This is a genomic window from Sporosarcina sp. Y838 (genome assembly GCF_056786515.1).
Genome location: NZ_JBXCJD010000020.1, coordinates 17902 through 31955 on the forward strand (window position 1 = coordinate 17902; position 14054 = coordinate 31955).

At 40.9% G+C, this 14054-nt stretch carries 15 protein-coding genes; 4 read left to right on the forward strand and 11 right to left on the reverse strand.

The window, feature by feature from the left end; all coding sequences use genetic code 11:
* Positions 1-4 precede the first annotated feature (4 nt).
* The 3 genes from AC1TO4_RS16755 to AC1TO4_RS16765 all read right to left on the reverse strand — a co-directional run bounded on the left by AC1TO4_RS16755 (position 5) and on the right by AC1TO4_RS16765 (position 3536).
* The gene (locus AC1TO4_RS16755; protein WP_482106257.1) at positions 5-1225 is read right to left on the reverse strand and encodes a metallophosphoesterase family protein; all 1221 of its coding nucleotides are present in this window, start codon (positions 1223-1225) and stop codon (positions 5-7) included.
* 153 nt (positions 1226-1378) lie between these two features.
* Positions 1379-2644, reverse strand: a complete 1266-nt coding sequence (locus tag AC1TO4_RS16760; protein ID WP_482103272.1) for an ABC transporter permease — start codon at positions 2642-2644, stop codon at positions 1379-1381.
* The gene (locus AC1TO4_RS16765) at positions 2637-3536 is read right to left on the reverse strand and encodes an ABC transporter ATP-binding protein (RefSeq protein WP_482106258.1); all 900 of its coding nucleotides are present in this window, start codon (positions 3534-3536) and stop codon (positions 2637-2639) included. The genes AC1TO4_RS16760 and AC1TO4_RS16765 overlap by 8 nt, the downstream gene beginning before the upstream one ends.
* Before the next feature lie 175 nt (positions 3537-3711).
* On the opposite strand from AC1TO4_RS16765, the gene AC1TO4_RS16770 reads away from it, so the two are divergent.
* Together AC1TO4_RS16770 and mgsA are read left to right on the forward strand one after the other, a co-directional pair.
* A complete protein-coding gene (locus AC1TO4_RS16770) occupies positions 3712-3897 on the forward strand; it encodes a YhzD family protein (RefSeq protein ID WP_482103270.1) in 186 nt (61 codons plus the stop codon).
* Positions 3898-4033: 136 nt separating this feature from the next.
* Positions 4034-4438 carry a methylglyoxal synthase gene (mgsA, locus tag AC1TO4_RS16775; RefSeq protein ID WP_482103269.1) on the forward strand — a complete coding sequence of 135 codons (405 nt, stop codon included), beginning with the start codon at positions 4034-4036 and terminating at the stop codon, positions 4436-4438.
* Between the two features lie 62 nt (positions 4439-4500).
* On the opposite strand, the gene AC1TO4_RS16780 is transcribed toward mgsA, so the two are convergent.
* From AC1TO4_RS16780 to AC1TO4_RS16805, 6 genes are all read right to left on the reverse strand, one after another.
* Complete coding sequence (locus AC1TO4_RS16780) at positions 4501-4635, reverse strand: hypothetical protein (RefSeq protein ID WP_482103268.1); 135 nt, start codon at positions 4633-4635, stop codon at positions 4501-4503.
* 539 nt (positions 4636-5174) lie between these two features.
* Positions 5175-5954, reverse strand: a complete 780-nt coding sequence (locus AC1TO4_RS16785) for an enoyl-CoA hydratase (protein ID WP_482103267.1) — start codon at positions 5952-5954, stop codon at positions 5175-5177.
* Between the two features lie 68 nt (positions 5955-6022).
* Complete coding sequence (locus AC1TO4_RS16790) at positions 6023-7531, reverse strand: coproporphyrinogen III oxidase (RefSeq protein WP_482106259.1); 1509 nt, start codon at positions 7529-7531, stop codon at positions 6023-6025.
* Positions 7532-7986: 455 nt separating this feature from the next.
* Positions 7987-8334, reverse strand: coding sequence for a YlbF/YmcA family competence regulator (locus AC1TO4_RS16795; RefSeq protein WP_482106260.1), 348 nt, complete (start codon positions 8332-8334; stop codon positions 7987-7989).
* Between the two features lie 11 nt (positions 8335-8345).
* On the reverse strand, positions 8346-9503 hold the full coding sequence (locus tag AC1TO4_RS16800) for a DUF445 domain-containing protein (RefSeq protein ID WP_482106277.1): 1158 nt from the start codon (positions 9501-9503) through the stop codon (positions 8346-8348).
* Between the two features lie 66 nt (positions 9504-9569).
* Positions 9570-9959 carry a ferritin-like domain-containing protein gene (locus AC1TO4_RS16805; RefSeq protein WP_482106261.1) on the reverse strand — a complete coding sequence of 130 codons (390 nt, stop codon included), beginning with the start codon at positions 9957-9959 and terminating at the stop codon, positions 9570-9572.
* A 69-nt stretch (positions 9960-10028) separates the two neighbouring features.
* Here AC1TO4_RS16805 and AC1TO4_RS16810 point away from each other — a divergent pair, with 69 nt between their 5' ends.
* Both AC1TO4_RS16810 and AC1TO4_RS16815 read left to right on the forward strand, forming a co-directional pair.
* On the forward strand, positions 10029-10232 hold the full coding sequence (locus AC1TO4_RS16810; protein WP_482103262.1) for a YheE family protein: 204 nt from the start codon (positions 10029-10031) through the stop codon (positions 10230-10232).
* A 52-nt stretch (positions 10233-10284) separates the two neighbouring features.
* A complete protein-coding gene (locus AC1TO4_RS16815; RefSeq protein ID WP_482103261.1) occupies positions 10285-10437 on the forward strand; it encodes a hypothetical protein in 153 nt (50 codons plus the stop codon).
* A 96-nt stretch (positions 10438-10533) separates the two neighbouring features.
* Here the strand turns inward: AC1TO4_RS16815 and AC1TO4_RS16820 are convergent, their stop codons facing one another.
* A complete protein-coding gene (locus AC1TO4_RS16820; protein WP_482106262.1) occupies positions 10534-12288 on the reverse strand; it encodes an ABC transporter ATP-binding protein in 1755 nt (584 codons plus the stop codon).
* A gap of 1 nt (position 12289) precedes the next feature.
* Positions 12290-14029, reverse strand: a complete 1740-nt coding sequence (locus AC1TO4_RS16825) for an ABC transporter ATP-binding protein (RefSeq protein ID WP_482106263.1) — start codon at positions 14027-14029, stop codon at positions 12290-12292.
* Positions 14030-14054 lie beyond the last annotated feature (25 nt).

The following is a 14054-nucleotide window of genomic DNA, read 5'->3' on the forward strand; positions in this document are numbered from 1 at the left end:
CACCTCATTCCATTTCTGACATTTCTGCCGCAAGCAATGCATTCGCCCCAGCTTTTACTTCCTCTATTTCACCATCAGTTAAAATTTCAAGATATTTGACACCCCGTGCGTGCTGATAGACGTCTTTTAAAACATCCTTCCAGTCATCAACCGTCCAGTCGTCCATTAATCCTACAACAGACTGTACAAGCGCACTTGAAGCCGTTGTGAGATTCATCTGTCTGGCAAATGAAATCTTCTGTATCCAGACGTACGGTTCGTTATCCCCGACAAAATCGCGTAAAACTTCGAGCCATTCTTCTTCAGGCGATTGGTCGAAAAGAATTACGGACTCACTATCGATATCAATCATCAATAGCTCTACAATTCCCGCTCCATTCTGTTGTCGGAATAACTCAAGCGCTTTCGAACAAGCTGACAGCCATTCATTGGCATGACTCATTCCCGCACACGACACTTCTAATCTGCCAAATACAATCGCTGACGCCTCGATAAAATGAAGTGAGGATTCTGTTTTCGAAAGTTCGACTTCATAAAAACCTTTTTTACCTTGTTCGTTGCGATGACGTCCCTGCAAGTTACCAGGGTAGACGATAGGAGGGGCATTATGTAACTGTTGCCGTAGATGAATATGCCCAAGAGCCCAGTAATCATAGTGCTTGGCAAGTAAATCACTTTTTGTAAAGGGCGCATAGACTGCATGTGTTTCATCTCCCGCTAAACTGCCATGCAGCATACCGATATGAAATGGTTCATGATTTTCAGCAACGGGATAACGGTCGATCACCCTATCACGAATATGCCTTTCTTTATAGCTGAAACCATGAATTACAATGTCTTGTCCTTTCACGGTGAGTTGAACCGATTCAACCTCCTCAGTGAAAACATGGGTATTGGGCGGCAAGTCAAATCGAGTCCATCTTCCACCAAGGTGATCATGGTTCCCGTGCGATATAAATACGGGAATACCCACTGCATCCAATTTCTTCATTCCTTCGTGAAATTTCATCTGTGCTCGTAAACTACGATTTTCACCATCATAAATATCACCCACGATTAAAACAAAATCTGGTTTCGTTTCTACCGCATGATCAATCAATTTTTTGAATGCGGAAAAAGTACTCTCGCGTACTTGAGTCAAATGATTTTCCGCAAGTCCTGTCATACCTTTAAAAGGGCTATCGAGATGCAAATCAGCCGTGTGGATAAATCGAATTGTTGACAAATGAAACACCTCCTTAATTCAACGAATACTTGTTCTAATTTTACCATATATAAAAAGAATCCGTGAATGAAAGTCTACATGTCTACTTAAATCTCTCATTAACAAAAAAGTTGCAGGTCAAATCAATATGACCCACAACTTACATTGAACCTATTATTCCTTACCGAGTTGGATTGCTTTTTTAATATCCTTCAATGAACGTGACGGACCGTACATCAGAACACCGCCTCGGTAAACGCGTGCGCCGAAGAAGCCAAGAAGGAAAATCGTCACAAGCATAATTCCAATTGCTAATAGCGGTTCCCATACTGGTAATTCAAGCATACCGACGCGTAAGAACATAACAAGTGGAGCAAAGAATGGGAAGAAGGAAGCATATTTTATATACGCCATCTCAGGATTCCCAAGTCCCGTTGCTGCAATCATGAACCCTGCCACAATTAACAGTGTCATGGGCATGATGATTTGCTGGACATCTTCCGTACGACTTACCAAAGACCCTAGAAGAGCCGCTAACGTCGCATAGAGGAAGTATCCTAACAGGAAGAAGATTACTGCATAAACAAGCGTACCGATATTCATATTTGAAAAGCCGAAAACAGAAAATAACCCATCTGCCATTTCAGAAGTTGTTGTTTTCAAAGCAATGAATCCTGCTAATCCAAGCAGCACCATTTGCAAAAGACCGAGTGACCCTATCCCTGCAACTTTTGCAAACATATGTTTAACCGGTGAAACACTAGAGATTAGTATTTCCATAACACGTGACGATTTTTCTGTTGCCACTTCAGTAGCAATCATGCTCGCATAGACAATGACCGCAAAATAAATTAAAAACATTAATACATAGACGAGACCGCGTGCCTGGCTTAGCTCTTCTTCAGACTTCGCTGAAGGAGATACCGATTGCTGTTCAAACTGTATAGGGGCAAACAACGTTTGAACTTGTTCACCGGACAATGAGAGCTCTTGCGCTTTCATCTCCGTCTGAATTGATTGGAGTGCATCTTGCAACATCATCGGAAGGTCAAATTCCATGGCACTCATCGATGAATAACTTGCTTGAATCGTATTACTATCGTTCAGGTCAAGCGTCAAAAAAGAATCAATTTCCCCTTCTTTTACCTGAGCTGTCAGACTCTCTTCCGACTTTGTGGAGACTTCCATCTTAATATCTGAGTCATTCGCATCGAACTGCAGTTTCAGTCGATCCGCAAGTACCCCACTGTTATCGACAACTTGCAACACTTCCGTTGATTCACTGTCTCCACCAGTCATGCTATTAACCTTATCGATGATTTTTCCCATATTTGCAAAAAGAAATACTGCAGCAATCATGATGGTCGTTGTGATAACGAATGATTTTGTTTTCGCTTTCGTCATGAAAGCCTGCTTAAAGATGATCATAAATTCACGCATGTTGTTTTCCCACCTTTTCGATGAAAATGTCCTGCAGCGACGGCTCTTCAATTGCAAAGTGGCGAATTGGTCCGGATTTCAAAGCCTCTGTCAGGAGATTGTCCGCAACCATTTCGGATTCCACTTGGTAAAGCGCGCCTTCTATGGATTTATGTACGGATGTTACACCTGCAATTGAGTCCAAAAGCGATAAGTCATTGTCTGAATTTATACGTACATTCTGCTTTCCAAATGATCGTTTTACATCACGCAGAGTGCCACTTACAATTTGTTTCCCTTTATCAATAATACTTAGTTGCTCACATAATTCTTCAACGTGATCCATTCGGTGACTCGAGAAAACAATCGTCGCGCCTTCGTTTCTAAATTCTATTATTGCTTTTTTCAGCATTTCAACGTTAACGGGATCCAAACCTGAAAATGGTTCATCAAGGATTAACAGCTGAGGATTATGCATGAGAGAAGCCACTACTTGTATCTTTTGCTGATTTCCCTTGGATAACTCTTCAACTTTTTTATTGGTATAATGCGTAATTTCCATTCGCTCCAGCCATTTATTCATTGCTGCTTTGGCATCCGACTTTTTCATCCCGCGCAATTGGGCTAGAAAAATGAGTTGTTCTTCCACTTTCATTTTAGGATAAAGCCCACGTTCTTCAGGCAAATAACCGATCTCAGGACTTGTTGCATAGGAAATCGGTTTCCCGTTCCAGGTTATCCGTCCTTCATTGGCGTTCAATAAACCAAGAATCATCCGAAATGTTGTCGTCTTGCCCGCTCCATTCGCCCCTAGAAACCCGTACATCGTTCCTTTGCCGACGGAGAGTGTTAAATCATCTACTGCAGTGAAATCCCCAAACCGTTTTGTTACATTTTCAAGTAATAATGACATCTTATTGCTCCTTTCATCTTCCCTATTGTTAACTATACGTATCTAGTACGCCGAAGTTTCAATTTAATTACTTTTGTTAAAAATCAGTTTCACTATACGAAGTGTTCAATTCAAATTTCTTTTCCGATTTTTTAGTAGTATAATGAAGGTAATTAGAATGGAAAGGATGAATTAGGTGAGGACATATAAATTGACAGCTTTCGAACCAACAGGGGAATTAATTATTGAAGAAACATTCATGTCTGATACAGACGATGAAGCTAAAGAAAAAGGACAAGTAATACTAGAAGAGAAAAGCCTTTTAGAAAAAACACACCGCCTCGCATCTCCTGCAGGTAAGTTACTATTATTCCATTCATGACAAATAGCACTTCTAAGTAGTTTTAACTTCATAGATGTGCGTATGATTGAAGCAATCATATTTGGTTTAAGCCGAAGTCATTCTATAATAGAAGTAAATATTTATTGCTCAAACCTATAAAAGTGAGGTGCGTAAAATGGAAATCGCATTAATAGCACATGATGAAAAGAAAAATGAAATGGTGAATTTTACGATTGCTTATGAACATATCTTTTCGAAACATACTTTATTCGCAACTGGGACAACTGGAAAAAGAATTATGGAAGAGACCGATTTAGTTGTCACACGATTAAACTCAGGACCTTTAGGAGGAGACCAGCAAATCGGCGCAATGGTTGCGACAGGCGAGCTGGATCTAATCTTATTTTTCCGCGACCCCCTGTTTGCACAGCCTCATGAACCAGACGTCAGTGCATTGTTGCGTCTGTGCGACGTTTACGGAATTCCACTCGCTACAAATATCGCAACAGCTGAGCTTCTGATTCGCTCTGTTGAAGAAGGCTATTTTTCATGGCGTGAAGTGACTGATAAATACAAGTAAGTTGTAGAGTATAAACAAATCTCTGTGTTTGAGAATAAAGTAATTTGATCAAACACTGGGTACTACGTGTATAGTTGTCTTTGGATCGCTTTGGATTGAACAACTTCTATACCTTTATCGAGATGTTTTAATAAGTAGGGATGCGACTTCGTCGCATCCCTACTTATTTTTCCAATAATCGTATGGTATTTGTTCATCCGTCGCTCTCCAAAGACACGGCTACAAGAAGTACTAAAGCTTTTTGGGACGAAATAATAGCTCGCTTCTCAAATGGAGAGAAGCGTCCAAAGATACAATTTTGGACGCTCGAGTATTCTACTATAGTTTCTCTATTTTTATTATAAGGAAGTGTCACTTTCTATTAGAGCATCCCATAGTTTTTGCTAAAAGTAAGTAGACAATAAAATGCGCAAGGCGCAAGAGTGCCCGAAATTACATCTTCGGGCACTTACACCCTATATAGAAAGCCATCTATTCACTTCTTCCAAAGAACCTGCATTTTTCACTTGTATATTGTAGGACCGCGACAGGCGATTGATCACAACAAGATAACCGAAAAATGTGTGGCTAGAAGTGACGGAGTCACTTCTAGCCACACTTGCTCCTTGGTTAAGGTGTCATGATTAATTAGCCGAAAGCGGGCCGAAAATAATCCAGTGAAAATGTCGACTTCCAAGTCCTACTCTCTAGTGTTTTACGCAAATACATAGTTAATCAACAGACGTACTGCACAAAATTACTTTCCTGTAAAATCAGGTTTGCGCTTCCCTATAAATGCTTGCACGCCTTCTAGGTGATCTTCCGTTTTCCTCATTGCTACTTGTGCTTCACTTTCCATTTCCAACACACTTTCAAGTTCTTTCGTTTTTTGTTCATGAAGTATATTCTTCGTTGCAATCATAGCAGCAATCGGTGATGCAAGTAGTTTATGGGCAAATTTCTCTCCGGTTTCAATGCTTTTTCCCTCTGCAGTCACTTCATCAATTAACCCTTTTTCAAGTGCCTCTTGTCCATTCATCACTTTTCCTGACCAAATAAGGTTTTTCGCTTGAGGAACTCCTACACGTTCTTTTAAGAAGAAATGACCGGCTCCGTCCGGAATTAGGCCAATACCAATAAAATTCATTGCAAGTTTAGTCTCTTCTTCAACAATAATGTGATCACAACCAAGTACCAAGCTAAACCCAAGTCCCGCTGCTGCACCGTGGACGACTGCAATTGTAATCTGTGGTAACGTGTAAAGCGCTTTTGCAAGGCGGCTCACATCCACCATTACTTCACTGATTTCAAATGGACTGTCCGGATCCACCATCGCCTTAATATCTCCGCCTGCCGAAAATGCGCGACCCGCCCCATGAATTATCAGTACTTGTACCGTCATATCCTTTTTCAAGTCTTCAAATGCATCAGCAATCTCTTTCATCATTAACATGTTCATAGCATTCATCGATGTCGGTCTATTCAACGTAAGACGCGCAAGACGCCCTTCTTTTTTCAATTCAATTGTTGTATACAAAAAAACGCCCCCTGTATGAAATGAATTACCATTCACTTCTTACATTCGATGTTTTTTCTGTAAATCCTTTATTTAGTGACAATCTTCGGAAAAATTGAATCTAGATGAGCGAGCTTTTTTTCGATTGACTCTTCATACGTCAGAATATAAGCCGCAGGATCTTTCGGATTGTAGAATTGTGTGATTTTCCCTGAGATTGGATCGATGAACTTACTTGAAGCCCCGCATCCAACACCAATGATCGTCTGTACTTCTTCCATAATAATGATATTATAGATGCTTTCTTCATTTGGTTTTGCGTATCCGACATTTTCCAAGTTGCCTAAAATATTTTTTTGGCGATATAAATAATAAGGTTCATAACCATTCGCCGCGTTCCACTCTTCTCCGAGATGCATCATCTGTTCAACCGTTTCACGATCCGCTACTTTGTATTTATCTTTATTGCGCGTCATTTCAGATGCCCGTTTAAATGATAATGTATGAACAGTCAGTGATTCTGGTTGCATCTTTTCAGTCTCTGCTAGTGAATGCCTGAACTCATCCATTCCTTCATTTGGTAAACCAATAATAAGATCCATATTGATATTTTTCATGCCCATGTTACGGGATAACCAAAACTTATCAATTGTTTCTTGGACAGAGTGATGACGTCCGATTGCTTTCAATGTTTCATCAGTATACGATTGTGGATTGACACTAATTCGGTCAATACCCCATTTTTTCAGCACATCAATTTTAGCAGGTGTAATCGTGTCAGGACGACCCGCTTCTACTGTGATTTCCCGTACTTTATCCATATTCGGGAATGAAGCATACATGGTTTCATATAGCGCATCCATTTCTTCCGCTTCTATAGAAGTAGGTGTGCCCCCACCGAAGTAAATCGTAGTAATCTTCGTATCATGCTCTGTCATCCATTTTCCCATTTCTCGGATTTCATCATGTAATCCGTCTAGGAAAGTTTCAACTCGTCCATTTTTCCGATTAATTGCATAGGCCGGGAATGTGCAATAGGCACATTTCGTTGGACAAAATGGGATTCCGATGTAAATACTTACTTCATTTCTTAGGTCATGCAGATCAGGTACTGTTCGTAACTGCACATTGGCAATTTTTGCGAGAAGTGCACTTTTTTCACTTGAAAGGCGATGCCGCCTCATCAGCAATTGCTGGGCTTCTTCACTGCTATGTCCTTCAAGGCGATATTTATGATACAGCTTCATGGGACGGATTCCGGTAAGAATTCCCCACGATTGTTGCATTCCTGTTGCCTGTTCAAGCGTTTCAAGAAAGACGTGTGAATAGATTCGTTTCAACTGGCGGGTTATCACTTTTTCATCGTCAGTTTCTTCCATTTCAGAAAACACGGCAGAATATTCTTCGCCTTCCCACGTAAGAATTGCCTTCCCCGAAAGGTGCCCATCAAGCGTCCGCTCCAATGTGAGCTCTGCCAGAATTGCACCCTCTTCGTCTTCATCGACTATTTTTGATTGTTCAAAGAATAGGTTTGCAAGATGTGTGAACATCCTAATCCAACCCTGTTCATATTTTTCTTTCATGACTATTTTTTGCATTGTGTAAACCCAACTTTCTATTGATAAAGTGAACCCTTTTATTACGCCTTTTGATTAACTAAGAATATCCAGTAAATAATTTGATCGACCTGGGCACTACGTGTAGAGTTGCTTAGAATCGCTTTGAATTGAACAACTTCTATACCATTATCGAGATGACTTTATATGTAGGAACGCGACAGGCTAATAATCACAATAGTAAAACCGAGATGAGTGTGGCTAGAAGTGACGGAGTCACTTCTAGCCACACTTGCTTCTCGGTAAAACCGTCGTGATTAATTCGCCAATAGCGGGCCGAAAATAGTCCAGTGAATATTGCGGCTTTCAAGCCCTACTCACCAGCGTTTTATGCTAGTAAATGGTCAATCAACAGACTTGCCCTTTTGTAGAGGAATATACCATTCATTATAGCAAATTTACGGGATGAATGAAGAAAAACCGGCCGAGGCCGGTTTTTAGATGGATTCGTATAATTGTTGAACTGGTTTCATAAGTACGCGGTTAACTTCTTCAATTAGACCGCTCAAACCCATTTCTGACTCAAGCATTTTCATTATCTTAGGATTTTGCTGTGCAAGCTGTGCCGTTTTTTGCGCATACTCTAGTTCTTCAGCTAGCGGTTCTTCACCAGCCATTTGTTTTTCCTGCAGACTCAATTGGATTTTACGGAAACTCTTGAACAATTCAAGTGCGTCTTTATCGGCTTTCACTTCTTCAACCGCTTGTGCTACTTCTTTAAACTCCGCTGTTTGTCTAAGCGTTCCTTCTAACTTGTTTAAATCATCGTAAATATTTACTGTCATTTAAAGTCCCCCTAAGCTAAATTTGTTGCATAGACGATAAGGCCTTGAACAATTCCAATCACACCGCCAAGTAATGCCCCGAGTACGGTAATCATCTTAAATTCCCGTTTCGAAATACCTAGCATGAGATCCTCAAGAACAGCAACCGGAAACGTATCGACTTGCTCCTTAACCATATCATCTATTTTCAATTTGCGGAGCGATATTTCTATTTGTTCTTCTGCTTGTTTGAATGCAAAACTCGTCAACGCTGGTGTCACATTGACAGCTGTCCATTCAGACCCTTCCGGCCAATAATCTCGGATCGTCTTATTCAGCCGGTCTTCCAATACAAGTTCTTCTTTCGCATAAGTTCGAATCGAATCGAACAATCCATTCCAATCAAATCCTGAAAGAAGTTCTTCGACTGGACGTGTTTGAAGCTTTTCCCACTCATTTAGTATAATCGTGTTTACAAGCTCGTAAGTACCTGGAGCTGCGACAAACTTCAATGCTTCCCCTTGCACTTTTCCAACCAGTGATTCCGATTCTCCAAAAAACATGTTTACCATGCTTCCAAGTTTACCTTTGGATGCTAGGAACTCATCAATCATTTTACGGAACATTGCTTTTCCTTCATCCGATTCGAAATATTGTTCCGACCTGCCTAAAATATATGCTGTCACATCCGGAATGCGCCCTGCTGCTTCAACCCGCCACTTTTGCGGTAGCACCTCTTCTACCGATCCCGTCGTCAGTTTTGCACGAACGGCGTTAAGCTGGGTATCGAGTACTTCCAACACTTTCCGCTCTGCTTTAACGGCTACGTTTGTCGCTCCGGCAGTATCGAGCCAATCATTCAACGTTCTATCGGAGAGGAGAATATGTTGCTCCAGTTTTGCCTGTAGAAAGTCTTCCGTTTTTTTCTCCATGTCAGGTGTCAACAATTTTTTTCGAAACGTTTCCGGTGTCAATAAATAATTCGTTACTGTCTTGCCAAGTTGCGTTGCCAGTTCGCCACGCCGTTTTGGTATCAAGCCCGGTGTGAATGGCAAGCGCCATTTCCCAATATATTTCGCTTCATGCGGCCTGAATAACATTTTAATCGCCAAATGATTTGTAAGTCCACCGATTAATGCACCAATGAAGGCCATAAATAACAATGTCCATAAAAAGCCCAATTTCTTCACCTTTTCCCGTTTCATTAAGTCCTAATTATAGCAGAACTCAACCCAACGGAAAAATGACAAGCCTTGTTAAAGTGCATTGTACATTGTTGACATACGAATGGCATGCTCCATCTCATCATGCATAGCAATGAATAACGGATTGTAGGCATGCTGAATAGGAATGGTCAGTAACATTTCTTTATAGGTTTCAACTGCTTCCAACTCATCTACAAGCGCTCGTTGGACACATACCTTCAGGTTATAACAAGGCAAAGGTTTCTTAGGGTTTTGTACAAATGTCCCCGTCATCATATAATAGAGTTGTTGGAACATTTCATAGTGGCTTTTTTCATCTTCGTACATATGTGTGAGGAAGTCTTGCCAGAGCGGATCATTTGTCATGCCGTGCATGGATTTATAAAAATAATAATCTTTGTACTCGTCTTCGATGGCCTGCTTTAATTTATCAACAAACAAGTCAGCACCCTTTCGCTTTCTTTTCTTGATTTTATGCGGTTGGGCGACGTCTTATGAGAGGAGTATTATATGCTACAGCATTTCAGTTACAAACCAATGTTTGAGAATACACAATTGCCAGGATGGACATTTTCATTTTTCTACCGTAATTCAAGGTATACGGGTGAATATATGCCTGATGGCGCAATTACTTGGAGCGGAAACACACCCTCTGAAGAAGAAAATCTAAAAAAGATGATTCATGAATTAATGATTTTTCACGTCTACGACTGAATCATGGTAATGTCGGGAATACTACGCTTGATGACGAATAAGGAGGCGCAGTATGAACAAAGAAAAATCCCCTGAAGAGTTGCTCAAAGAAAAGGAACAGTTAAAAGTACAAGATCAGAAAACCGAAAATGTATTTGAAGATAAGAGTCGCGTTCCCAATGAGCAAAACGCTTGGAAAGAAACGCAATATAAAAGAGGCGAATAAGTACAAAACTCCCTGCATATTCGTTGCAGGGAGTTTTGTTTTCATTTCACAATTCTCGTTTTTTTTTGCAAAAAAAGCAGGGAGTCCCCCACTCAATTAAGTTTCAATTTGAGTGGAAGTACCTGCCTGCAATTTATACATTTGTGCATACTGCCCGCCTAGAGCGAGCAATTCATCATGTGATCCTTCTTCGACAATCTCTCCGCGATCTAACACTAAAATACGATCTGCGTTTTTAATGGTGGAGAGTCGATGGGCAATAATGAAAGTTGTACGCCCTTTTTTTAGAACGTCCATTGCGTGTTGGATAATTTCTTCTGTTTCCGTGTCAATGTTGGAAGTTGCTTCATCCAGTATAAGAATGGCTGGGTCGAAAGCTAGTGCCCTTGCGAATGAAATTAATTGGCGTTGTCCAGAAGAGAGCGTGCTCCCTTTCTCGACAACTTCCTCGTCAATTCCACTTGGCATATGCTTCAATACGCGTTCCCCTCCGACTGCATCAAGAGACTGCTGCACTTTTTCACGACTGATACGTGAGTCTCCTAGGCTTATGTTAGATTCTACAGTTCCGCTAAATAGATACGGATCCTGCAAAACGATGCCCATATGATCACGGACCGTTTGGCGCGGCATTTCGCTGATATCCATGTCATCAATCGTTATTTTCCCTTTTGATGCATCATAGAAACGAAACAGCAAGTTCATAATCGAACTTTTTCCGGATCCAGTATGGCCGACTAGCGCTACCGTTTCTCCCTGCTTCGCTCCGAACGCAAGATTTTTCAAGACATATTCATCTTCGTTATAGGCGAACCAAACATTCTCAAAACGGACATTTCCACTGTAGCGAGCTATTTTATCGTCGCTTACGGGCTCACCAATACGATCCAACAATTTAAATACCCGCTCCGCAGCTACTAGTGAATGCTCCAGGTTCGCGAATTGGTTAACGATACCCGTGACAGGATTGAACAGCCTTGTAATGTAATCCACGAATGCATAAAGCATCCCCACTGAGATGACGCTTGTGACAGACATCGATGCGCCGCCAAAATACCAGATAAAGAATACAAACGTTAATGATCGGATAACGTCGACAAGATTATGTGATGTAGCCGCCTCCACTTTCAATAACTTGTTCTGGTAACGGAAATGCTCATCATTCAACTCCTGGAATTCATCTTCCATCTGCTTTTCACGACGGAATGCCTGAATGATTGTCATGCCATTAATTGATTCATTGATCATTGCATTCATATCACTTACTTTTCCACGAATGATATGGTTCACTTTCGAAGCAAACTTCCTATACGTTTTCATCCAAATATACAAAATGGGTAGGACAAATAAAGTGATGGCACCCATTTTAGGTTCTAAGATAAACATCGCAATGAAAATACCTAAAATGTACATCCCACTAATCGCAAACTGCGAAACAACTGTTACATATAGATTACGGATTGCCTCCGTGTCATTTGTAATTCGTGCCACAACTTTACCGGCAGGCAAATTATCAAAGTAACGGATCGGCAATGTCTGAATATGTTCATATAAGTCATTCCGCATTTTTTGAATTATACGGTTAGCCGCTTTTTGCATCAAAAGATATTGAAAATACCTCATAATTGCAGTAACAACAGCTAGCCCGAAAAAGACCGCTAGCAGTTTAAAAATCGGATTAAAATCAATTCCACCACCAGGAGCTCCGGCAATATGTTCATCAATGATTTTCTTAGCAATCATCGGTCCCATCAAATCCGCCGCGACTGCGATCCCAAGAAGGAGAAGACCTGTAATAATTATTTTTTTATAGACCAGTGCATATTTTACTAATCGTTTGCCAGTACTCATATTATTCAACCTCCCCAGTCTGTTGGCGGTCGAATTGTTCTTTGTACCAGCCGTTCATCCGAAGTAAGTCCTCATGTGTTCCTTCTTCAATCATTCGACCATCATCGAGAACGATAATCCAGTCCGCATGCTGTATGGCAGACAGACGGTGCGTGGTAATAATTGTTGTTTTCCCAGCTCGTTCTGCTTGGATATTTTCTATAATTTTTGCTTCCGTTTTTGCATCAACTGCAGAAAGCGAGTCATCTAAAATGAGTATTTCAGGATTTTTCACAAGTGCCCGAGCGATGGAAATTCGTTGTTTCTGTCCCCCCGAAAGTGCGACACCCTTCTCTCCAACAAGCGTTTCAAGTCCTTTAGGAAGCATTTCAAGGTCTTTTTCAAAATAAGACAATCTAATTGTTTCTACAATTTCTGCTTCCGTTGCATCAGGCCGGCCGAATAAAATATTCTCCCTGACCGATCGTGAAAACAGAACATGATCTTGAGGAACATAACCAATCCAATCCCTCACTTGGTTTTTTGTCATGGATTGCAAAGGTACACCTGAGAAGGCAATTTCTCCTTCACCTGGAGGATATTCACGTAATAGTTGTTTGACGAACGTTGTCTTTCCGCTACCTGTTTTCCCAACAATACCAAGCGTGTCACCACGGTTCAAATGAAGTTTTATCGCTTCTAAATTAATCGAATGTGAGGTTGGGTACGTGAACGTAACGTCCCGGAAACCAACACTATCAGGATGCTCCACTTTTATTGGATGTTCGGGGTCTTTCACATCTTCCGCGCTATCTAGCGTCTCTGTCACACGGTCAAGTGATGCATTGCCGCGTTGAAGGACGTTGATCAGTTCACCAATCGCAAACATCGGCCAAACGATCATTCCGAGATAGACATTGAAGGTAACGAGTTTTCCGAGCGTCATATCACCTATCGATACGAGATAAGCACCATAACCGAGCCCAATCATATACGTTAGACCTGTCAATACTTTCGAAATTGGCATGAATAGCGCATCAATCTTCTCGACATGCATATTTTTCTGATATACGTCTTCCGTCATTTCTGCAAATCCTTTTTCAGATGCACGCTCCTGAACGTAGGCACGAACAACTCGGACTCCAGCAACTGCTTCCAGGACGTTATCATTTAAATCACCGAATGCTTGCTGAGCTACCATGTATCTTTCGTGGATTTTCTTTCCTAACACTTGCATGATAAAAGCGAGTAGTGGAAGCGGTAAAATTGCAGCAAGTGTTAATTTCCAAGAAACGAGAAAACCCATTGTCAGAATGAGCGTCATCAGGTAGAGTGTCGAATCGACAAGTGTCATAATGCCGAAACCCGCTGTCTCAGAAATCGCCCTTAAATCATTGGTCGATCTTGCCATCAAATCGCCTGTCTTATTTTTTTCATAAAACGTTGGGGTCATCCTCAAAAATTGTTGCATGAGTTTCCCGCGTAGTTGCCGTTCAATTACATAAGCCCCACCAAACAACTGGTATTGCCAGACGAAGTTACAAGCATAATTGAAAATCATGATAAAAATCATAGAAGCTATAAATATAATAAGTAATCTTGCAGTCAATGATTGCGTATAAATCGAGTCAATCGCTTGACCAATCAGCCACGGGGGGATAACGACTAGAATATTCGTCACCATCAGTAGGAGTAGTGCTACAACGTACCTTTTTCTATTTTCTTTGAAAAACCATTTCAATTTAAATAACACTGAGAACATAATTCAATCTACCTTCTTCCATATT